The organism is Serratia sp. CY27727, from assembly GCF_052169275.1.
Lineage (GTDB): Bacteria > Pseudomonadota > Gammaproteobacteria > Enterobacterales > Enterobacteriaceae > Serratia > Serratia sarumanii.
On record NZ_JBJNLB010000010.1, the window covers coordinates 86,516 to 109,351 of the forward strand.

The following is a 22,836-nucleotide window of genomic DNA, read 5'->3' on the forward strand; positions in this document are numbered from 1 at the left end:
TGCGTTTAAAATCAGCAACCACGGCAATAAATCAGAGTTCTGTCAACTTTTGCTGACAGATCGCTTCTACCGCCCGGTGCGAGGGAGTATCATCATCGTCAACGATCCCCGCACCTGCAGAGATAAGGCCAACACTGATGCGTTTGGAAGTATTTTGCGAAGACCGCCTCGGTCTCACTCGAGAATTACTCGATCTTTTGGTATCGCGCAGCATTGACTTACGTGGCATCGAGATCGATCCCATCGGCCGCATTTACCTCAATTTCTCCCAGCTGGATTTCGATACTTTCCGCGCGCTGATGGCGGAGATCCGCCGCATCGCCGGCGTGACCGACGTGCGCACCGTCAGCTTTATGCCTTCCGAACGCGAGCATCGCGCGCTGCGTGCGCTGCTGGAATCGATGCCGGAACCGGTGTTCTCGATCGACATGAAGGGCAAGGTCGAGCTGGCCAACCCGGCGGCGCAGGCGCTGTTCAGCCTGAACGAAGACAAGATCCGCAACCAGACCGCCGGGGCGCTGATCGGCGGCTATAACTTCAGCCGCTGGCTGGAGAGCGAGCATACGGCGCCGCACTCCGAGCGGGTAGTGATCCGCAGCCAGGACTTCCTGATGGACATCACGCCCATCTATCTGGAAGACGAACAGCAGCAGCCGGCCGCGGTCGGCGCGGTGGTGATGCTGAAGTCCACCGCGCGCATGGGCCGCCAGCTGCAAAATCTGTCGGTGAACGACGATACCGAATTCGACCACATCGTCGCGGTAAGCGCCAAGATGCGTCACGTGCTGGAGCAGGCGCGCAAGTTGGCGATGCTCGATGCGCCGCTGCTGATCGTCGGCGATACCGGCACCGGCAAGGATATTCTGGCTCGCGCCTGCCATTTGCGCAGCCCGCGCGGCAAACAGCCGTTCCTGGCGCTGAACTGCGCCGCACTGCCGGATGACGTGGTGGAGAGCGAGCTGTTCGGCCATGCGCCGGGCGCTTATCCCAACGCGCTGGAAGGCAAGAAGGGCTTCTTCGAGCAGGCCAACGGCGGCTCGGTGCTGCTGGATGAGATCGGCGAAATGTCGCCGCGCATGCAGACTAAATTGCTGCGTTTCCTCAACGACGGCACCTTCCGCCGGGTCGGCGAAGAGCATGAGGTGCACGTCGACGTACGCGTGATCTGCGCCACCCAGAAAAACCTCACCGAGCTGGTGCAGCGCGGCGAATTCCGCGAAGATCTCTATTATCGCCTCAACGTGCTGACCATCACCATCCCGCCGCTGCGCGAACGTCCGCAGGACATCATGCCGCTGACCGAGCTGTTCGTGGCGCGCTTCGCCGATGAGCAGGGCGTGGCGCGGCCCAAGCTGGCGAGCGATTTGGGCGGTTTCCTCAGCAAGTACGGCTGGCCGGGCAACGTGCGCCAGTTGAAAAACGCCATCTACCGCGCGCTGACGCAAACCGAAGGCTACGAACTGCGGCCGCAGGATATCGTGTTGCCGGAGTTCGAGGTGGAGATGTCGCTGGGCGACGAGGTGCTGGACGGCTCGCTGGACGACATCAGCAAGCGTTTCGAGCGCTCGGTGCTGACGCGTCTGTATCGCACCTATCCCAGCACCCGCAAGCTGGCGAAGCGCCTGGGCGTTTCCCACACCGCCATCGCCAACAAGCTGCGCGAGTATGGCCTGAGCAGCCGCAAAGGCGGCGCCGAGGGCGAAGAATAAGAAAGGCGCCTTGCGGCGCCTTTAATGGGTATCCAAAGCCGGCGTTCGCCGGCTTTGTTATTTCAGCGCAGCCAGCGCCGCGTCGTAGTCCGGCTCGGTGGTGATTTCGTTCACCAGCTCGCTGTACAGCACGTTGTCCTGGCCATCCAGCACCACGACTGCACGCGCGGTCAGGCCCGCCAACGGGCCTTCGGCGATTTCGACGCCGTACGCCTGCTTGAACTCGGCGCCGCGCAGGGTGGACAGGGTGACCACGTTGCTCAGGCCTTCTGCGCCGCAGAAGCGAGACTGCGCGAACGGCAGATCGGCGGAGATGCACAGCACCACGGTGTTATCCAGGCCGCTGGCCAACTGGTTGAATTTACGCACCGACGTCGCGCAGACGCCGGTATCGATGCTTGGGAAGATGTTCAGGACTTTGCGTTTACCCGCGAAGCTGCTCAGCGCTACGTCTGACAGGTCTTTGGCAACCAGTGAGAAGGCCTTGGCTTGTTCGCCCTGCTGTGGCAGTTTGCCCGCTACGCTGACCGGATTGCCTTGAAAATGTACTGTCTGAGTCATTGCTAGATTCCTTTTACAGGTGTTTATACAAAGGGTATGAACCTGATGAAACGGCGCACCGGCAACGGCATTTAACATCAGGTTCACACCCTGGCGCCAGTTTATGACAACCGGGGCGGATTGGATATCAAAGTTTGCTAAATAGTTGTATATATTAGGCTGTTCTATAAAACATCACCGGCGCATCAGCCTGGCTGAATGCGCAGTTTTCGCTCAGGAGCCGTTATGAGAGACATGCGTTTTTACCCGGAAGCCTGGCCGCTGCATACCGCCTTCGTGATTGCGCGCGGCAGCCGCACCGAAGCCCGGGTGGTGGTGGTCGAAATCGAACAGCAGGGCGTGCGCGGCACCGGTGAATGCACGCCGTACCCGCGTTACGGCGAGAGCGAGGAATCGGTGATGGCGCAGCTGGCAGAGATGGCGCCGGCGATCGCACAAGGCATAACCCGCGAGCAGCTGCTGGCGCAGATGCCGGCGGGCGCCGCCCGCAACGCGCTGGATTCGGCGCTGTGGGATCTGGAGTGCCGCCTGCACGGGCAGAGCCTGTGGCAGCGCAGCGGCGTGGCGGCACCGGCGCATATCCGTATGGCGCAGACCGTCAGCATCGGCACGCCGGAAGCGATGGCCTTCGCCGCGCGTGAACTGGAGCAGCAGGGCGCCACGCTGCTGAAGATCAAACTCGACGATCACTATATCAGCGAACGACTGGTGGCGATCCGCGCTGCGGTGCCGCAGGCGACGCTGATCGTCGACGCCAATGAGTCCTGGCAGGCGGAAGGGCTGGCGGCGCGCTGCCAGCTGCTGGCCGATCTCGGCGTGGCGATGCTGGAGCAGCCGCTGCCGGCCGGTGACGACGCCGCGCTGGAGCACTTTATTCATCCGCTGCCGATCTGCGCCGATGAAAGCTGCCACACCCGCGCCGATCTGCCGCGGTTGGCGCAGCGCTATCAGATGATCAATATCAAACTGGACAAAACCGGCGGCTTGACCGAAGCGTTGGCGCTGGCGCAGGCCGCGCGCGAACAAGGGTTCGCCATCATGCTCGGCTGCATGTTGTGCACGTCGCGGGCGATATCCGCCGCCTTGCCGCTGGCGCCGGCGGCGCGCTTCGTCGATCTGGACGGCCCGACCTGGCTGGCGTGTGACGTCAAACCGGGCCTGGCGTTCGAATGCGGGGCGATCGTCGATATCGCCCCGTAAGGATTAATTCGGGTAGGTCAGCAGCTCGGTCATCGCGTCGATGTAGCGCTCGCTGGCGGCATCGGCGGAGATCGGCGGGAATTCGGCGGTGATACACGGCAGCGACAGATCCGCGCACCAGCTGCCGAACGAACCGGGCGTTTCATAACCGACGCTGGTCACCAGCGGCAGTTCGAACTTGTGCGCCAGCCAAACGCCGAGCCGCGAGCTGGCGGGATCTTCGATGCAGGCCAGCGGCTCATGGAACGATACCACCCAGTGGGGCTTCAGGCGATGGATCAGGTGACACAGCGCCTGGGTTTCCGGTTCGGAACCGGGGCGCCCGCCGGTGGAGAGCTTGACGTCGCGCACCGGCGCCGCGCTGTTCCAGCGGTAGACGGTGTCGCCGGAGCGCCAGTTGGCGGCCGGGAAGTTGCGGTTCAGATCGACGCCGTTGGCATTGGCGCGCAGCCCCAGCTGGCAGCCGTCGGGGTTGACCGCCAGCACCACGTGGTGACGCAGTTGCTCGGGCGCGATGCTGCGCAGCGCGCAGGACAGGGTCACGATGGCGGCGCTCTCATCGCCGTGGGTGCCGGCGATGATCAGCCCGGTCTGCGGGCCGCTGCTCGCCGCCGGGAAATAGAGCAGCGGCGCACCCAGCAGCGAGCTGCCGTAGTTCTCTCCTGCGATGGCCAACTGGCCACGTTCACTGCGTGGTCGATGTTCGGTCATGGTGTTGTCCCTGGATTAAAGGTCGAGAGTCATTGTCATTTTATTCAGTGTATTACGCTTTGAGACATCTTTCCCATCGCAATTGTGCGGCGTTTGCGCGATCTGTGACGCGGCGGCGGCGAAAACGCCAATTAAACCGCACCTGGCCTGACGCTGTTGTTATACTAACGGCAGTGCTAAGCCAATCACCCGCAAGAGGATTTAACATGCCAGTAGCCAGAATCATCGCCAGCTATAGCGAAAATGAAAATGACACCATCACGCTGCTGTGCGGCGTGGACGCTGAAAACCAGATCCGCCAGGGGGAGTGGTTCGGCGTGGTGAAAAACGACGACGGGCGCGGGGATGAATCGAACTATCCGTTCACCCTGCATATCGATTACCAGAAAGATGCCTTCTACCTCGATTACGGCTACGACGACGCCGACGCGCGCCAGCTGCAAAAAACCGATATTTCGGCCCGTCCGCTGGCCGAGAAAGGCTTTTTCACCGTGTTCGATGAAGAAGAAGGCGAAGAGTTCAGCTACCGCATCAACAGCATCCACCTGTACGACTGACGGTCGCTGCTGCAAACACCGCCCGTGCCGCCCTGCGCCGCACGGGTTTTTTATCGCCTGAATCGCACTTTTTGCAACTTCTCGGCCGTGAGCGCTAGGCCGGACGGATCTTGTGCTATATGATAAAAAATTCAGATGGTTAACGGGGAAACATCATAATGACGGGAAGAAAAATGCAACGAGGTTTTCGTTTGGCGCTTTGCGCGGCGGCGATCGGCGCCTGTATGAGCAGCGCCATGGCGGCGCAGGTTCCCCCGGGCACCGCGCTGGCGGCCAAACAGGAAATCGTGCGCCACATTAAAGACGAGCCGGCCTCGCTCGATCCGATCAAAGCGGTAGGCTTGCCGGAGGCCCAGCTGGCGCGCGATCTGTTCGAAGGGCTGGTCAATCAGGACGCCAACGGTAAAGTGATCCCCGGCGTGGCCACGCGTTGGCAGACCAGCGACAACCAGACTTACATTTTCCATCTGCGCAAAGACGCGCGGTGGTCAAACGGTGACCCTGTCACGGCGAAGGATTTCGTCTACAGCTGGCAGCGGCTGGTAGATCCGAAAAACCTGTCGCCGTTCGCCTGGTTCGCGCAGCTGGCGGGGATCCAGAACGCCGAGCAGATCATCAGCGGCAATTTGCCGGCCGATCGCTTGGGCGTGTCGGCGCCGGACGACTACACGCTTAAAGTGCAACTGGACAAACCGGTGCCGTACTTCGTCAGCCTGACGGCCAACTTCAGCCTGTTCCCGGTGAATCAGGCGGTGGTGGAAAAATACGGCAACGACTGGACCAAGGTCGGCAATCTGGTGGGCAACGGCGCGTTCAAACTGCAGGAGCGGGTGGTGAACGAGAAGCTGGTGCTGACGCCTAACGACCATTACTGGGATCATGCGCGTACCGTGCTGACCAAAGTGACCTTCGTGCCGATCAACCAGGAATCCAACGCCACCAAGCGTTATCTGGCGGGTGATATCGACATCACCGAATCCTTCCCGAAAAACATGTATCAGAAGCTGCTGAAAGACATTCCGGGGCAGGTGTACACACCGGATCAGCTCGGCACCTATTACTACGCGTTCAACACCCAGCGCGCGCCGACCAATGACGTGCGGGTGCGCCAGGCCTTGTCCTATGCCATCGATCGCAAGATTATTGCCGAAAAAGTGCTGGGCACCGGCGAAAAACCGGCCTATCACTTCACGCCGGACGTGACCGCCGGGTTCAAACCTGAAGTGAGCTTGCTGCAACAGCAATCGCAGGCGGAGTTGGACGCGCAGGCCAAGGCGTTGCTGCAGGCGGCCGGTTACGGCCCGAACAACCCGCTGAAGCTGACGCTGCTGTATAACACCTCGGAAAGCCACCAGAAGATCGCCATCGCCGTGGCCTCGATGTGGAAGAAGAAGCTGGGGATTGACGTCAAGCTGCAGAATCAGGAATGGAAAACCTACATCGACAGCCGCAACACCGGCAATTTCGACGTGATCCGCGCCTCCTGGGTAGGTGACTATAACGAAGCGTCGACCTTCCTGTCGCTGCTGACCTCGACCCACAGCGGCAACATCGCCAAGTTCAAGAACGCGGACTATGACAAGCTGCTGGCGCAGGCGGGGCGGGAAACCAATCCGGCGGCGGTGACCGCCGATTACAACAAGATGGAGCAGATCATTGCCGATCAGGCGCCGATCGCGCCGATTTACCAGTACACCAACGGCCGCCTGATCAAACCGTGGGTAAAAGGCTACCCGATCACCAATCCGGAAGACGTGGCCTACAGCCAGACGATGTATATCATCAAACACTGAGTCGCTTTAATTATCGCCCTCGCTTGATGCGGGGGCTTTATTTTTTTCGACGATGAAACTAAGAAGATAATTAATTATTCCACGCGATAAACCCCGTTTAATAATAAACAGGGTTACCATCATCACCGTATTTTCGCTATTTCAGAGAGTGGTTACGCTTATAGACAGTCCCGCATGGCATCCACCACCACCCGGCCGTTCATGTCGGTTTGAGTGATGCGGTAACTGGTGGGGTACGAGCGTCGGGTGCTGAAACGATCGTGAACGGAGACCTTGCCAATCTGCAGGCCGGCGGCGTTTTTCACCACAAACTCACTGATCTCTTCCTGGCCCTGGTTTTGCAAATGGATATTGCTGATTTTTTCCAGCGTATCGCTGGCGTTTATTTTTAAATGGTCGCGTAACATAACTACCTCCTCGTAGTGAGAAAAGTATATGCCCCTAAAATTTGCGCTGAAACAGCTTTGTGTTGATTTATTATTATCATTTTGAATTAAAAATGATATCAATATGTTAAGTCATAATAATAACGACATTGCCAGCGCTTTATCGGCGATATTGCCTGATTTGTCGGCAAAGGTTTATTTCATTGCCGTTATTATTAGTCTGCATTAATGGGGAAAAGCGCCAGCCTGGCCGCCAGGGCGGAAAATACGCAGGCGACGTTGTGCCCGCAGCCGGGAACGATCGTTAACCGATGCGGCTTCTCCGGCGCCAGGTAACGCCGATCGTAGTCGGCGTAGGCCAGGGCGCGCTGCAATCGATAGGGGCCCTGCAACTGGGCGGCGCAGGATTTGTCGAGTATCCGATAGTAGGCGCCCGGCGCGTCGCCGGTATCCTCGGCGGCGGCCAGATAGGTGATATCGGCGGCGGCGTAACGCCGGCGGGCCGCGTCGGCGGTGCGCTGCAGGTGAGCGGGAAACGCTTCCAGACCGTATTTCCATCGGTTGGCCTGCGGACAATGGCCGGCGTCCAGCGTTTGCCAGCGAAAACGGCAGGTTTCTTCACTGCTGCAGTTTCCCCAACTGGTGGGCAGAGGGCGCAGGCGATCAAAATAGAGCCAGCTGCCGGGATCGGCCACCACATAGCGCAGACGCACTCCGCGTGGCGGCTGGGCAAAGCCGACATAATGCTGCACGAACTGGGCGCCGGCGGAAAAACCGGCCACGGTTATCGACTGCAGCGACGGCCAGCGCCGTTTCAGATCGGCCAGCAGGTTATCCATGGCGTTGAATGAGCCGGTCTTCCCGCCATTATCCAAATCGCCCTCGATCCAGGAGCCGCAGCGCCACAGGGCGTCGCCGTCTTGCGGCTGGGGCAGACCGGCGGAATGGCAGTGGGCGGCGAGTTTTACCGGTACCTGAAACAGCGGGGCGACCAGCAAGCTGCTGTCTCCCGCGTCCTGCGCGGCGTCGATCGCCGCTTGCAACGTCCTGGCGGCGTCGCGTGGATGGCCGTGCATCACCACCAGTGCGTTACGCGGCTGGGGGGATTGAGCGTGAGCGACAAAATAAGGCAGGGAACCGGCCGCCGTCGGCGCGCGATAGGGCGTGGCGAGGCGCTCCAACACCGGCTCTGCACGAACCGATTGGCCGAACAGCAGCAGGGCGGCCATTGCGATGCACCGCAGGCGGCGCATTCTCGTCAGGCTCGGCGCAGCGCAGTGCGCATTTGTCTCAGGACTTCCCGGCATCGTTGTTCCTCACGCGCTCGTTGGTAGTAGCGATAAAAGGCGCGTTCCGAGCTGAGGTTACCCGCGCGTTCCAGCTGTCTGAAGGTCAGGTATGCCAGGCTGAACATGATGATAATAAATAATAAGCCGGGGAACAGCAGCTGCCAGCCGTCGGTGATGCGCGCATTAGGCAGATAGCTGAGTGAATGGGGCGTAATCAATACCCCTGACTGCTGCAGTCCCCATTGAGTCAACGCGGGGAGTAGTACCAGCAGCGTGACGAACAGCAAATACAGCAAAAAATAGCGACACGAAAGCAGGAAACGTTTGAAAGCGTTATTGGCGCTTGGCCGCAAAACGAAGCCCGCGGACGTGGCGCGCAAGATTTGCTGGCGGCCACCGGTGAAGCGATAACGCTCCAGCGCCGCTACGCTGTCCGGCAATGCCAGCAGCAGCTGCAGCGCAGTAAGGCCGGCGCTGCTATTGCCGAGATAGTCGCGAAATCGCAACAGGCGTATGGGGGCGCTCTGGCGCTTCTCGACGGATTCGAGCAGGTTCAGCAGCTTATCGCGGTTTTCCCGCCGAATGCGAAAAGGGGTTTTGACGACGGCGATAAACAGCGTAATGACGGTCGGTAAGACGATTTTCAAAATATCCGCAGCGCTGATTTGTAACATGCGAGTCTCCTCTCGGGCTGTCTTGCGTTCCTTGCGGCAGAAGTATAGACCACGCTTATAGGACAACGTGAAAACTGGCGTTACAGCTTGGCCTTTGATCTCCAAGGCGTTAACGCTAGACTCAGCAACATAAGCAAGACTGAGGGGATAAATGAATGGATGTGATTGAGGGGAGCGAGCTGCAGATCGCCGATGCGGTTTACGCCTACCAGCTGGACGGCAAGGGCGGCGTCACGCCGATCGAGCAGGGTGACAAGATCACCTGCGACGCGCCGTGCTGGCTGCATCTTGATTACGCGCACCCGGCCAGCGCCGAATGGCTGAGCACCACGCCGCTGCTGCCGGACTCGGTGCGCGAAGCGCTCTCCGGCGAAAGTTCACGGCCGCGCGTCAGCCGCCAGGGCGAAGGCACCATGATCACCCTGCGCAGCATCAACTTCAACGCCAATTCCCGGCCGGACCAACTGGTCACCATTCGCGTGTACATCACCGATAAACTGATTGTCTCTACCCGACACCGCAAGGTGTATTCCATCGATCAGGTGGTGAACGATCTGCAAAGCGGCGCCGGGCCGACCAACAGCGGCAGCTGGCTGGTGGAAATTTCCGATGCGTTGACCGATCACACCAGCGAATTTATCGAGGATCTGCACGACAAGATCATCGATCTGGAGGACGCCTTGTTGGAGCAGCAGGTGCCGGAGCGCGGCCAGCTGGCGCTGATCCGTAAACAGCTGATCGTGCTGCGCCGCTATATGGCGCCGCAGCGCGACGTCTTCGCGCGGCTGGCCAGCGACCGCCTGCCGTGGATGAGCGACGACGATCGCCGCCGCATGCAGGACATCGCCGATCGCCTGGGGCGGGGATTGGACGATCTGGACGGCAGCATCGCGCGCACCGCCATCTTGTCCGACGAAATCACCACGGTGATGGCCGATGCCATGAACCGCCGCACTTACACCATGTCATTGTTGGCGATGGTATTTCTGCCTACCACCTTCCTGACCGGGTTGTTCGGGGTCAACCTTGGCGGCATTCCGGGCGGCGGCAATCCTCTCGGTTTTGCGGCGTTTTGCCTCATGCTGGGCGGGTTGGTGCTTGGCGTCGCCTGGTGGCTGAAGCGCAGCCGCTGGCTGTAGGCAAAAATGACGAAAACCCGGTTAACATTGAGCAATATCAACATTTAGCCGGGGGAAATGGGGCATGATCTCTCCCGCAGGTGAATGCAACGTCAAGCGATGGGCGTTGCGCTCCATAATTGTCTTACTTTCTTATTTTTGAATTACTGCATAGCACATTTGATTCGTACAATGCCGGTTTAATCACCGGCATTTTTTTATTCGGCTTTCCTCTCTTCTTCAGGCCGCGCTTTCATCCCAGAAGCTGGCTTCAATCTTGTGCCCATCCAAATCACGGACAAAGCAGCCGTAGTAAGCCTCGCCGTAGTGCGGCCGCGAACCGGGTGCGCCTTCATCGGCGGCGCCGGCCAGCAGCGCCTGGCGATGGAATTCATCCACCTGTTGCTTGCTGGTGGCGAAAAAACCGACGTGCGTGCCGTTGCCGGGCGAGGCCGGCCGGCCGTCGATCGGCACCTGCAGCCAAAACTCCGGATAGTCGCGGCCGTAACCGATGGCGCCGGGATGCTCCAGCACGCGTCGGCAACCCAAGGCGGCCAGCGTGCGATCGTAAAAGGCGGCGGCGGCCTCGAAATCGTTGGAGCCCAGCGAGACGTGGGACAGGCAGGGGGTGATATTCATTGCGCGATCTCCATATGACTGTATAAATAAACAGTATAGGGTAAAAACGGCACCGCCCAGTAAATTTTGCGCAAACTGTGAACAGGATCGAGATCGTCGAGAGAGGGGAATGTCGCCGCTTGCAGAGGGCAAGCGGCGAGAGGGGCTTATTTGATTTCCAGCACGTTCAAACGCTCTGGCGCAGGCACCGCGTCGTCCGAGTCTTCCGGCTGCCAACCGACGGGCTGCATCGGGATGTCTTCGCGATCGAAGGCCAAATCGCCGCCGTCCACCACGGCGCTACCGTGGTGAATGCCTTTGAAATCAAACAGATTGATGTCGCTCAGGTGCGAAGGCACCACGTTTTGCATGGCGCTGAACATGGTTTCCAACCGGCCAGGGTAACGCTTGTCCCAGTCGCGCAGCATATCGCCGATCACCTGGCGCTGCAGGTTAGGCTGCGAGCCGCACAGGTTGCATGGGATGATTGGGAATTCCTTGGCGATCGAGAAACGCTCGATGTCTTTCTCGCGGCAGTAGGCCAGCGGGCGAATGACCACGTGCTTGCCGTCGTCGCTCATCAGCTTGGGCGGCATGCCTTTCATCTTGCCGCCGTAGAACATGTTGAGGAACAGCGTCTGCAGAATGTCGTCGCGGTGGTGGCCCAGCGCGATCTTGGTGGCGCCCAGTTCGGTGGCGGTGCGGTACAAAATGCCGCGGCGCAGGCGCGAGCACAGTGAACAGGTGGTTTTGCCTTCCGGGATCTTGTCTTTAACGATGCTGTAGGTGTTCTCTTCGACGATCTTGTACTCCACCCCCAGGCTTTCCAGGTAGGCGGGCAGAATATGCTCCGGGAAGCCGGGCTGCTTCTGATCGAGGTTCACCGCCACCAGGGAGAAGTTGACCGGCGCGCTCTGCTGCAGATTGCGCAGGATCTCCAGCATGGTGTAGCTGTCTTTACCGCCGGACAGGCAGACCATGATGCGGTCGCCTTCTTCAATCATATTGAAATCGGCGATCGCTTCGCCCACGTTGCGGCGCAGGCGCTTTTGTAATTTGTTGAGGTTGTACTGCTCTTTTTGGCTAACGGATTGCTTTTCTGACATTTAAATCGTGCTCATTCTCAATGGGGGGCACTAGGGGCATGGCGTTGTAGCCGCGAGTTTACCATTCAACCGGCCGCTTTTGATCATTATTCATCATCCTGCTGCCACGCGCCCGACGCGAGGCCTGTATGGTACGGATTGCGCGCAGGAATGCCAGCGGGTTTTTGCTGCGGTTGACGCCGGCGGTAAAAGAACAGGGCGCGAATCGCTCGCGCCCTGAGGGAGGTTACTCTGCGGCGGATTTTTCCGCCTTGCCGGCCAGCAGGCTGAGGAAATCGTATTTCTCCTGCAGCTCTTTCTCGGCGGCCTGATACAGCGCGCTGGCCACTTCCGGCTGCTGCGCGTTCAGGCGGCGGAAACGCTGTTCTTTCAGCAGCGTTTCCGACAGGCTGCTGTTCGGCGGCCGCGAATCCAGCGCCAATGCGGCCTTGCCCTCGGCGCTGCGGCGCGGATCGAAGCGGTACAGCGGCCAGAAGCCGGTGGCGGTCAGCTGTTTCATCTGATCGTGGCTGAGCGCCAGATCGTAGCCGTGCTCTTCGCACGGGCTGTAGGCGATGATCAGCGACGGCCCCGGATAGGCCTCGGCCTCCTGAATCGCTTTCACCGTTTGGTTGAGCTGCGCCCCCAGCGAGATCTGCGCCACGTAGACATGGCCGTACATCATCATGCTGACGCCCAAATCCTTGCGCGCCTTGCGCTTGCCGTGTTCGCCGAACTTGGTCACCGCGCCGAGCGGCGTGGCCTTCGACTGCTGGCCGCCGGTGTTGGAGTAGCACTGGGTGTCGAGCACCAGCACGTTGACGTTCTCCGTCAGGCTGAGGACGTGATCCAAACCGCCGAAGCCGATGTCGTAGGCCCAACCGTCACCGCCGATCAGCCAGATGGATTTATCCACCAGGTAGTCGGCGCCGGCCGCCAGCTGGCGCGCGTCTTCGCCTTCGAGATTGGCCAACAGCGTGCGCAGTTCGGCGATCTGCTGACGGCGCGGCTCCGGCGCCACGTCGCCCATCTGCAGGGCATTGACCAACCGCTCCGGCAGCTGCGGCGCCAGAGCATTCAGCAGGCGCAGCACTCGCGCGCGATGTTGATCGACAGTTAAACGGAAGCCCAGGCCGAATTCGGCGTTGTCTTCGAACAGCGAGTTGGCCCACGCCGGGCCGCGACCTTCGGCGTTGGTGGTGTACGGCGTGGTCGGCAGGTTGCCGCCGTAGATCGACGAGCAGCCGGTAGCGTTGGCGATCAGCAAACGGTCGCCATAGAGCTGGGTCAACAGCTTGATGTACGGCGTTTCGCCGCAGCCGGAGCAGGCACCGGAGTACTCGAACAGCGGCGTGATCAGCTGCGAGGTGCGAATGTCGATGCGCTCCAGCTGCGTCGGATCGATTTCCGGCAGCTGCAGGAAGAAGTCGTAGTTGTCTTTTTCCGCCGTCAGATTATCGAGGCGCGAAGCCATGTTAATGGCCTTGATCTCCGGGTTCTGGCGATCTTTCGCCGGGCAGACCTCGACGCACAGGTTACAGCCGGTGCAATCCTCCGGCGCTACCTGCAGCACGTATTTCTGGCCGCGCATATCGCGCGCTTTGACATCCAGCGACTGCAGGGAGGCGGGGGCGTGCTCCATCTCCGCCGGCTGAACCACCTTGGCGCGAATGGCGGAGTGCGGGCAGGCGGCGACGCAGTGGTTGCACTGGGTACACAGGTCGGGTTGCCAGATCGGGATCGCTTCGGCGATGTTGCGCTTTTCCCATTGGGTGGTGCCCACCGGCCAGGTGCCGTCCGGTGGGAAGGCGGAAACCGGCAGCGCATCGCCCAGCCCAGCCAGCATCGCGGCGGTGACGGTTTTGACGAAGTCCGGCGCGGCGTCCGAGACCACCGGCGGGCGCATCGGGCTGCTGACGTCGACCGGCTGCAGCGGGATCTCGGTCAGCGCGGCCCGGGTGGCGCCCAGCGCCTGCCAGTTGCGCTCGACGATCTCCTGGCCCTTGCTGCTGTAGCTGCGGGCGATGGCGTCCTGCAGCTGTTGCAGCGCCACGTCGCTCGGCAGGATCTGCGTCAGGTGGAAGAACGCCATCTGCATCACGGTGTTGATGCGCGCGCCGAGCCGGCATTCGCGCGCCAGCTTGGCGGCGTTGATGATATAGAAACGCGCCTGGCGTTGGTGCAACAGCGCCTGAACCTCCTGCGGCAGGCGCGACCAGACCTCGTCGGCGCCGTAAGGGGTATTGAGCAGGAAGGTGCCACCGGGCTTCAGGCGTTCGACCATTTGGTACTTATCGATAAACTGCAGCTGGTGGCAGCCGACGAAGTCCGCGCGGCTGACCAGGTAGGCCGAGTTGATCGGCTGTTCGCTGACGCGCAGGTGCGACACCGTCAGGCCGCCGGCCTTTTTGGAGTCGTAGACGAAATAGCCCTGGGCATACAGCGGCGTGGCGTTGCCGATGATCTTGATGTTGTTCTTGGTGGCCGAGACCGAGCCGTCGCTGCCCAAACCGTAGAACAGCGCTTCCAGCGAGGCGCGCTGCGGCAGGATTTCGTCGCTCAGCGGCAGCGAAAGCCCGGTGACATCATCGAAGATGCCGACGGTAAAGCGCGGGCGCGGCTGCGGCTGGGCCAGCTCGCGGAACACCGCCAGCGCGCAGTCGGGGCCGAACTCTTTCGACGACAGGCCGTAACGGCCGCCGATCACCCGCGGCAGCGTGGCGCGCTCACCCCGGCTGTAGGCTTCCGCCAGCGCGGTCATCACGTCCAGATACAGCGGCTCGGCCAGCGCGCCCGGTTCTTTGGTGCGATCGAGCACCGCGACGCTGCGCACGCTGTCCGGCAGCGCGTCGAGCAGGTATTTGGCGGAGAACGGCCGGAACAGCCGGACTTTCAGCACGCCGACTTTCTCGCCGCGGGCCAGCAGGGTGTCGATCACCTCTTCGCAGGTGCCGGCGGCGGAGCCCATCACCACCACCACGCGTTCGGCCTGCGGGTGGCCGTAATAGTCGAACGGCCGATAGTGGCGGCCGGTGAGGGCGGCGAAGGCTGCCATGGCGTCGATCACGTGCTGGCCGGTGGCGTCATACCACGGGTTGGTGGCTTCGCGCGACTGGAAATAGGTGTCCGGGTTGGCGGAAGTGCCGCGCACCACCGGATGATCCGGCGACAGCGCCCGGCGGCGGTGAGCGTCGATCGCCGCCTGCGGCAGCATTTGCCGCAGCGTATCGTCGCTGAGCGGTACGATCTTGTTGATTTCGTGCGAGGTGCGGAAGCCGTCGAAGAAATGGATAAACGGCACGCGCGCGTTGAGGGTGGCGGTCTGCGAGATCAGCGCGAAGTCCTGCGCCTCCTGCACGCTGCCGGCGCACAGCATGGCGCAGCCGGTCTGGCGCACCGCCATCACGTCCGAGTGGTCACCGAAGATGGACAGCGCGTGCGTGGCTACGGTGCGCGCGGCCACGTGCAGCACAAACGGCGTCAGCTCGCCGGCCAGTTTGTACAGCGTCGGGATCATCAGCAGCAGACCCTGCGATGACGTGAACGAGGTCGACAGCGCGCCGGTTTGCAACGCGCCGTGCACGGTGGCGATCGCGCCGCCTTCCGACTGCATTTCCACTACCCGGGGGATATCGCCCCAGATGTTTTGCCGGCCATCGCCGGACCAGGCATCCGCCTGCTCCGCCATGGTGGAACTCGGCGTGATAGGGTAGATGGCAATCACTTCGTTGGTGCGATAGGCCACGGAAGCGACTGCATTATTACCATCTGTAGTTATCATCGGCGTTACCTTTTCATTGCTCTCAAAGCCGCGAAAGCGCACTTTCGCAGTAATGGAAAAAAGTCTAACAGAGGGTTTGAACGCGGCTTTATCGTGTTTGTGTGGCGGGTGACAAATCGTCAAAGGCCTATTTCCTCGTCGATTGGGGGCCGGCGGCAATAAATTGTTTTCATCGTTTAAAGACAATTTATTTCCGGCGCGTCATAATTGCGCATCGGCAAACTGACAGAAGAAAATCATGAGCGCATTTATGTATTTGACGATGGCGATAGTCGCGGAAGTGATCGCCACCACCATGTTGAAAGCCTCCGAGGGCTTTACCCGCCTGTGGCCGTCGCTGCTGGTGGTGCTGGGCTACGGCGTGGCATTTTGGGGGCTGTCGATGGTGGTCAAGAGTATGCCGCTGGGCATCGTGTATGCGATTTGGTCAGGCATGGGGATCGTGCTGGTGTCGGTCGCCGCGGTATTTGTTTATCAGCAAAAATTGGATTGGCCGGCGATCGTCGGCATGGGATTAATTATTGCCGGCGTGCTGGTGATTAATTTACTGTCGAAAGCCACGGTGCACTGAGTGTTATTTTAATGTGAAAAAAGGCCGGCGCGACAGCAAGTCGCGCCGGTTGAAGAATTCAGCCATCATTCACTGAAAATAGTGGAATGCTAATTACTTAGCGCCGCCAGCATAGACGCAAATATCGTCCTCTCCGGTAGTAAAAAATGCGCCGTTTCACTGAAAGCACGCGAAGATAATGAATAGCGATATCGCCGGAAAAACTTCCTGGTCGGCAGCGGTGACGTTATCACTTCCTGCGTGCGGCCGAAGCCTGGCAGCGGGTGGCGCCGTCACGTTTGGCACCGCGCGCCGGTGCGGAAATATTCTGCAAACAAAATAAATGTCCGGCCGACGCAAAAAAACGACAAATAATGGCTGGAATATATTTTCATTATTTATATATCGAGCTAGATTAAACAAGTTTGCATCAAAGATAGCGAAACGTGTCCGCCAAGTGACGCGCGTTATCAGCAATGGCGATTTTACACAGCGCAGTTCCGGGTTCAGGAGTGGGATAATGACGACATCAAAATGGCTGCTTGCCAGCGCCGTGCTGCTTTTAGCCGCCTGCAGCAGCAATAACGAAGAGCCAGTACAGCAGGGCAACAGTGCCAGAATCAATACGTTGCAGACCAGCGCCGGTTGCGCGGCGGTCGGCGGCGTCACCACCATCGCGCACAACCTGAACGGTGAAGCGCTGCGCATGTGCCAAATGCCGAACGGCAAGCAGTGCGAAGAACGCACGCTGGGCCTGGGCAGCTGCGCCGGGTAAGCCCGCAGCGCCAGGCCCAGCGTGCAGGATCAATACACCCAATCGCGCAGGGTATAGATAAGCGTGTGGCCGCTGCCGTTGAGCGTCAGCTGCTGGGCGCTTAGCGTCACTTCGGCGCCGTTTTCCAGCACGGCGGCGATCACTTGATCCCAGCGGTTGCGCTGTTCATCAGGGCACAGTCTGCGCGTCGTGGCCAGCGGTTTCACCGTCAGCACGCCGTCGCGTAATTGCCCCTGGCCGAAGAAGCGGTTGCACATCGCGCCGGAGACATGCAGGTTCTCGCCGAACTCCAGATTGAGCAGGCCGCCGCCCGCCGGTGGCTTCGCCGTTTCGCCATCCACGCTCTGCAACACGAAGTTGTGATGCAGCAGATCGCCTGGCGTGACGGCCGTATGTGGTTTCATGCTGCACCCCGCTAAAGCCAGCGCCGCAAGGGCGGCTACCGTGGTTGTTCTCATCGCGTTCTCTCAAATAAACAGGGCGCCGCAAGGGCGCCTCGAGGTGACGCTCAGGCGTTCAACTGGTTCGGGCAGGCTTCGCCGCGATCCAACTGGCTGATGTTCTGCAGCGTGGTTTGCGAAATGCTGGTCAGCGCCTCTTCGGTCAGGAAGGCCTGATGGCCGGTAAACAGCACGTTGTGGCAGGCCGAGAGGCGGCGGAACACGTCGTCCTGAATCACGTCGTTAGACTTGTCTTCAAAGAACAGATCGCGTTCGTTCTCATAAACGTCCATTCCCAGCGCGCCGATTTTCTGCTGCTTCAGCGCGTCGATGGCGGCGGTGGAGTCGATCAGCGCGCCGCGGCTGGTGTTGATCACCATCACGCCGTTTTTCATCATCGCAAAGGCGTCGGCATTCAGCAGATGGTGGTTTTCCGGCGTCAGCGGGCAGTGCAGGGTGATCACGTCGGACTGCGCGTACAGCGTTTTCAGGTCGACATACTCCGCGCCCAGTTCCAGCGCCTGTTCGCTCGGGAACGGATCGTAAGCCAGCAGCTTCATACCGAAGCCTTTCAGAATGCGCATCGTCGCCACGCCGATTTTACCGGTGCCGATCACGCCGGCGGTGCGGTTGTGCATGTTAAAGCCGATCAGCCCTTCCAGCGAGAAATTGGCGTCGCGGGTGCGTTGATAGGCGCGATGAATACGGCGGTTCAGGCACATCATCATGCCTACCGCGTGCTCCGCCACGGCTTCCGGTGAGTAGGCCGGTACGCGCACCACCTTGATGCCCAGTTCTTTGGCGGCGTCCAGATCGACATTATTGAAACCGGCGCAGCGCAGGGCGAGAATTTCGACGCCCAGCGCCGCCAGTTCTTCGAGCACTTCACGGCTGCCGTCGTCGTTGACGAAGATACACACCGCCTTGCAACCGGCGGCCGTTTTGGCGGTTTTTTTGCTGAGTAAAAAGTCGAAGAATTCCAGCTCATAGCCAAACTGCTGATTCACCAGTTCGAGATATTTACGGTCATACTGTTTGGTACTGTATATCGCCAATTTCATCGTGGTTTCTCCACCGTGATTTTGTGATCAATTTAACAGATTTTAGTAAATTCGACAATTGGTTAGCGGTTTGTCCTGCGCGGGGTTTGTCCGAAGAAGCAGGGGGGATAAATCCGGCCCGTCTGGGGCCGGTTCACGCGGTTTTAACGAGCGATTTCCGTGTAATGATGCTCATCGTAATCATGGGTCAAATAACTGTTAACGACATCGTTAAAGGCGATCCAATGAGGCGTTTTCTGGTGTGCTGAAAGCGCCGCCTTATCGTCCCAGTTTTCGATCAGCGCGTAGCTGTTCTCATCGCTCTGGCATTGCCAAAGCTGGTAAAAAGAGCAGCCGGCTTCTTTATTGGATTCCTGCACCATGGTGTTGAGCAGGCTCAGAAACGCTTGCCGCTTGGCCGGATTGACCTGAAAAAAGACGTTGAGCGTAATCATGATTGATTTCCTCGGTCGGTAATGAAACTGGATATCTCCAGGGGCAGCATTGTGCTGACAGCGAGGATTTTACGGACTTGATGGCTGACTAAAAGTGAAATAAAGTTCGTGAATCGTTCACTTTTGGTGAAGGCTTAAGATGTTTAAACGTGCCCAGTTAGCCACCTTTTGCATGGCGGTGGAGTCGGAGAGTCTCACGGCCGCGGCGGAGCGGCTGTTTTGCGTGCCCTCTAACGTGACCAAGAAATTAAAAGAGCTGGAAATGGCGTGCGGCGTCACGCTGTTCGAGCGTGAGCGCAATCGGTTGTCGCTCACGCCGGAAGGCCGGGCGCTTTACCATAAGGCCAAGCGCTTTTTGGCTATCGAAGAGCGGGCGCGAGCGCAGCTTGAACAGGATCCGGTGCAGGGCGAACTGAAGCTTGGCGCGCTGGATATCGCCTTGAGTCATCATCTGCCGCAAAAGTTGGCCCATTACCGTGCGCAGAATCGCCGCGTTCAGCTGAGTGTGGTGCAGGGATATTCGCTGGATCTGGAGTTTCAGCTGCAAAAAGGGGCGCTGGACGTGGTGTTTTCAGATGGGCCGATCGAACATCCGCAGATGCAGAGCCGGCGTGCTTTCCAGGAGCGTTTGGTCTTCATTGGCGGGGCATATCGGCCGGCGTTGTTGGCAAAAAGCGATCTCTATGTTTATTCGCGGCAATGCCACTATCGCCATCTGGTGGACGCCTGGCTGCAGAAGCAGCAAGTCATCCCCGCCGCGCTGCTGGAGGTGGAATGCTACGACGTGATATTTGCCTGCGTAACAGCGGGATTAGGCTATGCGTTTGTGCCCGAAAGCCTGGCGCGGCAGCGAAAGGTTGCATACATAGAATGCGGGAATGAAATGCGCAGCGATATTTATGCTATCTGGCGTAAAGCGAGCGACAGCCGCATATTGCACGATTTTATTGACGCCGTGATTCGGCATTAAGGCAAAAAAATCCCCACGGGGGTGTGGGGAATGGCTTCTCTAGTACACAGTTAGCTAGCAGCTGAACTTTTATTAGAATGGTTGCAAGACTATTAATCATCAATGGCAACGACAATAACAAAAGTCTGAAAACTGTCCTGTTTATGTGATGCATATGTAACGAAAATCTACAACTCCGCACACGTTTGCGCCAAAAAGGTGCAAATCGCCGCTGCGACCCCGCTCAGCTTCACCCTATGTCAAATTCATGCCATCATTATTGTCAATTCAGGCATAGACTTAACCAATGCCTAACTCAGGAACGAAGCAACCATTTAATGACCAGGCGATTAAAAGTATTCATAGGGACGGTGGCGGGCTGCGCAATTCTGGTGCTGGCGTTGTGGCAAACTTTGCCGCGCTGGCTGCCGGGCGTGTTATCGCATTGGTTGCCGGCGGGAAGCCGCCTGGAGTTGCAGGGCAAATTGCACTGGCGCCAGGGTGGCCTGGCGCTGGCGGGGGCGCGTTTCACCGCGCAAGATTGCCTGCTGGCCAACGTCGGGCCGACGCGGTTGGCTTACCGCCAGGGCCGCTGGCAGCTGTCGAGCGATAAGGTCAGCGTCGATAGCGCCTGTTTGTCAAAACTGCCGGGCGGCGATGCCAACAGCACGCCGCTGGCGCTCGATCAGCTGCAGCAACAGCTGCCGCCGCTGGATCTCACCATAAATGACCTGACGATGGTTCCCTGGCAGCGCTATGCCGGCAAGCTGCAGCTTTCCTCCGGCCCTGACGGGCAACGCCTGCATTATCAGGGGCCGAATCTCAGCGCCGAGGCGCAGCTGGATGAAAAACAGCAGCTGACGTTGCAGAGCCTGACCGTCGTCCCGCCCAACAGCGCGCAACCGCTGCGTCTCGCTGGCAAGATAACCATTCCGCTGGATCTGGCCAGCCTGCCGACGCAGGGCGCGCTGCAGGGGGAAATGCAGACCGCCTATCTGGAAAAACCGGTATTGCTGGACATGCGCTGGCAACAGCGTCAGGGCGTGTTGACGGTAAGCGAAAAAGGCGACGATCGGCCGCTGGCGGTGCTGCCGTGGGAAGTCGCGCCGCAGCGGGTCAGCATCAGGCAGGGCGAGTGGCGTTGGCCGTACAGCGGGCAGCCGTTGAACGGCGGCCTGAGCGTTGCGCTGCACGACTGGAGCAAAGGGTGGGATGAAACGGAGATCAGCGCGCGGCTGAACGTGATCACCGCCGGCCACAACGGCAAGGGCAATGCGGTGCTCACCCTCGGGCCGGGCAAGGTAGGGTTGACCGACAGCGATCTGCGCTTCCAATTGACCGGTCAGGCCAATCTGGCCGACTTCTCCGCCACCGCGTCGATTCCGGGCGTGATCGGCGGCAGCATTCTTAACCCGACGCTGGTGCTGCAGCCAGGGTCGCTGTTGCGCCTGTGGGGCAAGGTGACGCCGGAAATGACGCTGGAAGAGGCGCGTTTGCCGCTGGCGGGCGTGAAGGTGACCGCCGCCGGTATCACCGGCCGCCTGCAGGCGATTCTGAACGCCAGCGACAGCTATTGGGGGCGCTTCAAGCTGCACCTGGACGGCCGGGCGCAGGATTTCTGGCCGGACAAGGGCGACTGGCAGTGGCGTTACTGGGGCAACGGCCGGTTGCCGCCGCTGCAGGCCGCCTGGGACGTCGCCGGCAGCGGGCGCTGGCAGGACAGCGAGCTGGTGCTCGACAAGCTCTCCACCGGTTTCGATAAATTGAAGTATGGTTTGGTGACGGTCGCCGCGCCGCGCCTGAGCCTCAACCGGCCGCTGCGCTGGCGGCGTGATGAACAAAGCCCGCAGTTCAACGGCGAGCTGCAACTGGCGGCGGATAAGGTCAGCTTCAGCGACGGCGGCCATCTGCCTGCGCCGGTGCTGGCGCTGCAGGTGAACGGCCTTTCGCCGGACAGTTTCCAGCTGCAGGGCAAACTGCAGGCGCAGCAGATCGGGCCGATCGCGCTGCGCGGCCGTTGGGACGGCGAACGCCTGCGCGGTGAAGCCTGGTGGCCGAAACAGTCGCTGAAGGTCTTCCAGCCGCTGCTCGCGCCGGATCTCAATCTCACGCTGCGCGACGGCGAGTTTTATGCGCAGTCGGCGTTTTCCGCCGCCCGCGAGCAGGGCTTCGAGGCCGGCGGCCACTGGGTGGTGAAAAACGGCGGCATGTGGCTGAAAGACGGCGAGATGAGCGGCCTGGACTTTATCCTGTCGTACCGGTTCAAGCAGCATCAGTGGCTGCTGGGGGCCAAACAGCCGGTGTCGCTGCGCATCAAGTCTTTCAGCAACCTGTTCGAGATGCAGAACATTTCCGCCGATCTGCAGGGCACCTATCCTTATAGCGAAGGGCAGCCGCTGACGTTGAGCAACGTCGGCGTGGACATGCTCAACGGGCATATCAGCCTGTCGGCGCTGCGGTTGCCGCAGCATGACGCCGCGGTGCTGAAGCTGGACAAGGTCGATCTCAGCGCGCTGTTCACCGCCCTGAAGCCGAAGCAGTTCGCCATGTCCGGCCGGGTCGACGGCGAGCTGCCGCTGTTCCTGAACCACCCGAAATGGCTGGTGCAAAACGGCTGGATCGCCAACGCCGGCACCCTGACGCTGCGGCTGGACAAAGATATGGCCGACGCCATTGGCAGCAACAACCTGGCGACCGGCGCGGCGATCGACTGGCTGCGCTACATGGAAATCAACCGTTCGCACGCCCGGGTCGATCTCGACAATCTGGGCGAACTGACGCTGAGCGCGCGTATCGACGGCATCAACCCGCAGAAGAACGCCAAGCGCGAGGTGATCCTGAACTATCGGCATCAGGAAAATGTGTTTCAGCTGTGGCGCAGTTTGCGCTTCGGCGACAATTTACAGGAGTGGCTGGAGCAGGCCCTCTCACAACCTGGGGAGCAACAATGAAAATCATGAGTGTGTCGACGCTGGCAGCGGTGCTGTGCGTTTCGCTGCTGAGCGGCTGCGTGCCGCGCATCGAGGTGGCGACGCCGAAGGATCCGATCACCATCAATATGAACGTCAAGATCGAGCATGAAATTCATATCAAGGTGGATAAGGACGTCGAAAACCTGCTGAAAACCCAAAGCGGTCTGTTCTAG

General features: G+C 60.0%; 21 protein-coding genes. 10 read left to right on the forward strand and 11 right to left on the reverse strand.

Annotated features, from left to right (window positions below):
* The first annotated feature begins 137 nt into the window (after nt 1-137).
* Nucleotides 138-1,709: a transcriptional regulator TyrR gene (tyrR, locus tag ACJ8HB_RS20405; RefSeq protein ID WP_038880356.1), complete on the forward strand. Its 1,572-nt coding sequence runs from the start codon at nt 138-140 to the stop codon at nt 1,707-1,709.
* 57 nt (nt 1,710-1,766) lie between these two features.
* On the opposite strand, the gene tpx is transcribed toward tyrR, so the two are convergent.
* Nucleotides 1,767-2,270 carry a thiol peroxidase gene (tpx, locus tag ACJ8HB_RS20410; protein WP_004930536.1) on the reverse strand — a complete coding sequence of 168 codons (504 nt, stop codon included), beginning with the start codon at nt 2,268-2,270 and terminating at the stop codon, nt 1,767-1,769.
* A gap of 225 nt (nt 2,271-2,495) precedes the next feature.
* On the opposite strand from tpx, the gene ycjG reads away from it, so the two are divergent.
* On the forward strand, nt 2,496-3,470 hold the full coding sequence (gene ycjG, locus ACJ8HB_RS20415; protein WP_047567261.1) for an L-Ala-D/L-Glu epimerase: 975 nt from the start codon (nt 2,496-2,498) through the stop codon (nt 3,468-3,470).
* Between the two features lie 3 nt (nt 3,471-3,473).
* On the opposite strand, the gene mpaA is transcribed toward ycjG, so the two are convergent.
* Nucleotides 3,474-4,181 (reverse strand): murein tripeptide amidase MpaA, encoded by a 708-nt coding sequence (gene mpaA, locus ACJ8HB_RS20420; protein WP_047567263.1) that lies wholly within the window; start codon nt 4,179-4,181, stop codon nt 3,474-3,476.
* A gap of 206 nt (nt 4,182-4,387) precedes the next feature.
* On the opposite strand from mpaA, the gene ACJ8HB_RS20425 reads away from it, so the two are divergent.
* Both ACJ8HB_RS20425 and ACJ8HB_RS20430 read left to right on the forward strand, forming a co-directional pair.
* On the forward strand, nt 4,388-4,738 hold the full coding sequence (locus tag ACJ8HB_RS20425) for a hypothetical protein (RefSeq protein ID WP_015378006.1): 351 nt from the start codon (nt 4,388-4,390) through the stop codon (nt 4,736-4,738).
* A 158-nt stretch (nt 4,739-4,896) separates the two neighbouring features.
* Nucleotides 4,897-6,531 (forward strand): peptide ABC transporter substrate-binding protein, encoded by a 1,635-nt coding sequence (locus ACJ8HB_RS20430; RefSeq protein WP_047567266.1) that lies wholly within the window; start codon nt 4,897-4,899, stop codon nt 6,529-6,531.
* A gap of 158 nt (nt 6,532-6,689) precedes the next feature.
* Here ACJ8HB_RS20430 and ACJ8HB_RS20435 read toward each other — a convergent pair whose 3' ends face one another.
* The 3 genes from ACJ8HB_RS20435 to ACJ8HB_RS20445 all read right to left on the reverse strand — a co-directional run bounded on the left by ACJ8HB_RS20435 (nt 6,690) and on the right by ACJ8HB_RS20445 (nt 8,985).
* Nucleotides 6,690-6,938 (reverse strand): hypothetical protein, encoded by a 249-nt coding sequence (locus ACJ8HB_RS20435; RefSeq protein ID WP_033648443.1) that lies wholly within the window; start codon nt 6,936-6,938, stop codon nt 6,690-6,692.
* Nucleotides 6,939-7,132: 194 nt separating this feature from the next.
* The gene (locus tag ACJ8HB_RS20440; protein ID WP_047567268.1) at nt 7,133-8,170 is read right to left on the reverse strand and encodes a hypothetical protein; all 1,038 of its coding nucleotides are present in this window, start codon (nt 8,168-8,170) and stop codon (nt 7,133-7,135) included.
* 5 nt (nt 8,171-8,175) lie between these two features.
* On the reverse strand, nt 8,176-8,985 hold the full coding sequence (locus ACJ8HB_RS20445) for a hypothetical protein (RefSeq protein ID WP_223307151.1): 810 nt from the start codon (nt 8,983-8,985) through the stop codon (nt 8,176-8,178).
* Nucleotides 8,986-9,035: 50 nt separating this feature from the next.
* Between ACJ8HB_RS20445 and zntB the strand changes: the two genes are divergently transcribed.
* A complete protein-coding gene (gene zntB, locus ACJ8HB_RS20450; RefSeq protein WP_033653059.1) occupies nt 9,036-10,019 on the forward strand; it encodes a zinc transporter ZntB in 984 nt (327 codons plus the stop codon).
* Between the two features lie 219 nt (nt 10,020-10,238).
* Here the strand turns inward: zntB and ACJ8HB_RS20455 are convergent, their stop codons facing one another.
* The 3 genes from ACJ8HB_RS20455 to nifJ form a co-directional block, all read right to left on the reverse strand.
* The gene (locus ACJ8HB_RS20455; RefSeq protein ID WP_033634674.1) at nt 10,239-10,637 is read right to left on the reverse strand and encodes a VOC family protein; all 399 of its coding nucleotides are present in this window, start codon (nt 10,635-10,637) and stop codon (nt 10,239-10,241) included.
* 146 nt (nt 10,638-10,783) lie between these two features.
* Nucleotides 10,784-11,722, reverse strand: a complete 939-nt coding sequence (gene ttcA, locus ACJ8HB_RS20460; protein WP_033634672.1) for a tRNA 2-thiocytidine(32) synthetase TtcA — start codon at nt 11,720-11,722, stop codon at nt 10,784-10,786.
* A gap of 226 nt (nt 11,723-11,948) precedes the next feature.
* On the reverse strand, nt 11,949-15,482 hold the full coding sequence (gene nifJ / locus ACJ8HB_RS20465; protein ID WP_047567273.1) for a pyruvate:ferredoxin (flavodoxin) oxidoreductase: 3,534 nt from the start codon (nt 15,480-15,482) through the stop codon (nt 11,949-11,951).
* 238 nt (nt 15,483-15,720) lie between these two features.
* Here nifJ and ssmE point away from each other — a divergent pair, with 238 nt between their 5' ends.
* Together ssmE and ACJ8HB_RS20475 are read left to right on the forward strand one after the other, a co-directional pair.
* Complete coding sequence (gene ssmE, locus ACJ8HB_RS20470) at nt 15,721-16,053, forward strand: multidrug efflux SMR transporter SsmE (protein ID WP_033634669.1); 333 nt, start codon at nt 15,721-15,723, stop codon at nt 16,051-16,053.
* Between the two features lie 499 nt (nt 16,054-16,552).
* Nucleotides 16,553-16,807: a DUF333 domain-containing protein gene (locus ACJ8HB_RS20475; RefSeq protein WP_015377999.1), complete on the forward strand. Its 255-nt coding sequence runs from the start codon at nt 16,553-16,555 to the stop codon at nt 16,805-16,807.
* Nucleotides 16,808-16,836: 29 nt separating this feature from the next.
* On the opposite strand, the gene hslJ is transcribed toward ACJ8HB_RS20475, so the two are convergent.
* The 3 genes from hslJ to ACJ8HB_RS20490 form a co-directional block, all read right to left on the reverse strand.
* Nucleotides 16,837-17,265: a heat shock protein HslJ gene (hslJ, locus tag ACJ8HB_RS20480; protein WP_047567275.1), complete on the reverse strand. Its 429-nt coding sequence runs from the start codon at nt 17,263-17,265 to the stop codon at nt 16,837-16,839.
* Between the two features lie 50 nt (nt 17,266-17,315).
* Nucleotides 17,316-18,308: a 2-hydroxyacid dehydrogenase gene (locus ACJ8HB_RS20485; protein ID WP_016927571.1), complete on the reverse strand. Its 993-nt coding sequence runs from the start codon at nt 18,306-18,308 to the stop codon at nt 17,316-17,318.
* Nucleotides 18,309-18,451: 143 nt separating this feature from the next.
* Nucleotides 18,452-18,742, reverse strand: a complete 291-nt coding sequence (locus ACJ8HB_RS20490) for a putative quinol monooxygenase (protein ID WP_047567278.1) — start codon at nt 18,740-18,742, stop codon at nt 18,452-18,454.
* 139 nt (nt 18,743-18,881) lie between these two features.
* Between ACJ8HB_RS20490 and ACJ8HB_RS20495 the strand changes: the two genes are divergently transcribed.
* The 3 genes from ACJ8HB_RS20495 to ACJ8HB_RS20505 all read left to right on the forward strand — a co-directional run bounded on the left by ACJ8HB_RS20495 (nt 18,882) and on the right by ACJ8HB_RS20505 (nt 22,836).
* Nucleotides 18,882-19,712 carry a LysR family transcriptional regulator gene (locus tag ACJ8HB_RS20495; protein ID WP_047567280.1) on the forward strand — a complete coding sequence of 277 codons (831 nt, stop codon included), beginning with the start codon at nt 18,882-18,884 and terminating at the stop codon, nt 19,710-19,712.
* Between the two features lie 317 nt (nt 19,713-20,029).
* On the forward strand, nt 20,030-22,642 hold the full coding sequence (locus ACJ8HB_RS20500; protein WP_047567282.1) for a YdbH family protein: 2,613 nt from the start codon (nt 20,030-20,032) through the stop codon (nt 22,640-22,642).
* Complete coding sequence (locus ACJ8HB_RS20505) at nt 22,639-22,836, forward strand: YnbE family lipoprotein (RefSeq protein WP_025302979.1); 198 nt, start codon at nt 22,639-22,641, stop codon at nt 22,834-22,836. The genes ACJ8HB_RS20500 and ACJ8HB_RS20505 overlap by 4 nt, the downstream gene beginning before the upstream one ends.

Coding starts and splice junctions, on each gene's coding strand:
- ACJ8HB_RS20490 (WP_047567278.1), bottom strand. CDS start 18,742: ATGATTACGCTCAACGTCTTTTTTCAGGTCAATCCGGCCAAGCGGCAA.
- ssmE (WP_033634669.1), top strand. CDS start 15,721: ATGAGCGCATTTATGTATTTGACGATGGCGATAGTCGCGGAAGTGATC.
- ACJ8HB_RS20425 (WP_015378006.1), top strand. CDS start 4,388: ATGCCAGTAGCCAGAATCATCGCCAGCTATAGCGAAAATGAAAATGAC.
- ACJ8HB_RS20500 (WP_047567282.1), top strand. CDS start 20,030: ATGACCAGGCGATTAAAAGTATTCATAGGGACGGTGGCGGGCTGCGCA.
- ACJ8HB_RS20495 (WP_047567280.1), top strand. CDS start 18,882: ATGTTTAAACGTGCCCAGTTAGCCACCTTTTGCATGGCGGTGGAGTCG.
- ACJ8HB_RS20455 (WP_033634674.1), bottom strand. CDS start 10,637: ATGAATATCACCCCCTGCCTGTCCCACGTCTCGCTGGGCTCCAACGAT.
- ACJ8HB_RS20475 (WP_015377999.1), top strand. CDS start 16,553: ATGACGACATCAAAATGGCTGCTTGCCAGCGCCGTGCTGCTTTTAGCC.
- tpx (WP_004930536.1), bottom strand. CDS start 2,270: ATGACTCAGACAGTACATTTTCAAGGCAATCCGGTCAGCGTAGCGGGC.
- nifJ (WP_047567273.1), bottom strand. CDS start 15,482: ATGATAACTACAGATGGTAATAATGCAGTCGCTTCCGTGGCCTATCGC.
- ACJ8HB_RS20440 (WP_047567268.1), bottom strand. CDS start 8,170: ATGCGCCGCCTGCGGTGCATCGCAATGGCCGCCCTGCTGCTGTTCGGC.
- ACJ8HB_RS20430 (WP_047567266.1), top strand. CDS start 4,897: ATGACGGGAAGAAAAATGCAACGAGGTTTTCGTTTGGCGCTTTGCGCG.
- ACJ8HB_RS20435 (WP_033648443.1), bottom strand. CDS start 6,938: ATGTTACGCGACCATTTAAAAATAAACGCCAGCGATACGCTGGAAAAA.
- mpaA (WP_047567263.1), bottom strand. CDS start 4,181: ATGACCGAACATCGACCACGCAGTGAACGTGGCCAGTTGGCCATCGCA.
- zntB (WP_033653059.1), top strand. CDS start 9,036: ATGGATGTGATTGAGGGGAGCGAGCTGCAGATCGCCGATGCGGTTTAC.
- ACJ8HB_RS20505 (WP_025302979.1), top strand. CDS start 22,639: ATGAAAATCATGAGTGTGTCGACGCTGGCAGCGGTGCTGTGCGTTTCG.
- ttcA (WP_033634672.1), bottom strand. CDS start 11,722: ATGTCAGAAAAGCAATCCGTTAGCCAAAAAGAGCAGTACAACCTCAAC.
- ACJ8HB_RS20485 (WP_016927571.1), bottom strand. CDS start 18,308: ATGAAATTGGCGATATACAGTACCAAACAGTATGACCGTAAATATCTC.
- tyrR (WP_038880356.1), top strand. CDS start 138: ATGCGTTTGGAAGTATTTTGCGAAGACCGCCTCGGTCTCACTCGAGAA.
- ycjG (WP_047567261.1), top strand. CDS start 2,496: ATGAGAGACATGCGTTTTTACCCGGAAGCCTGGCCGCTGCATACCGCC.
- hslJ (WP_047567275.1), bottom strand. CDS start 17,265: ATGAGAACAACCACGGTAGCCGCCCTTGCGGCGCTGGCTTTAGCGGGG.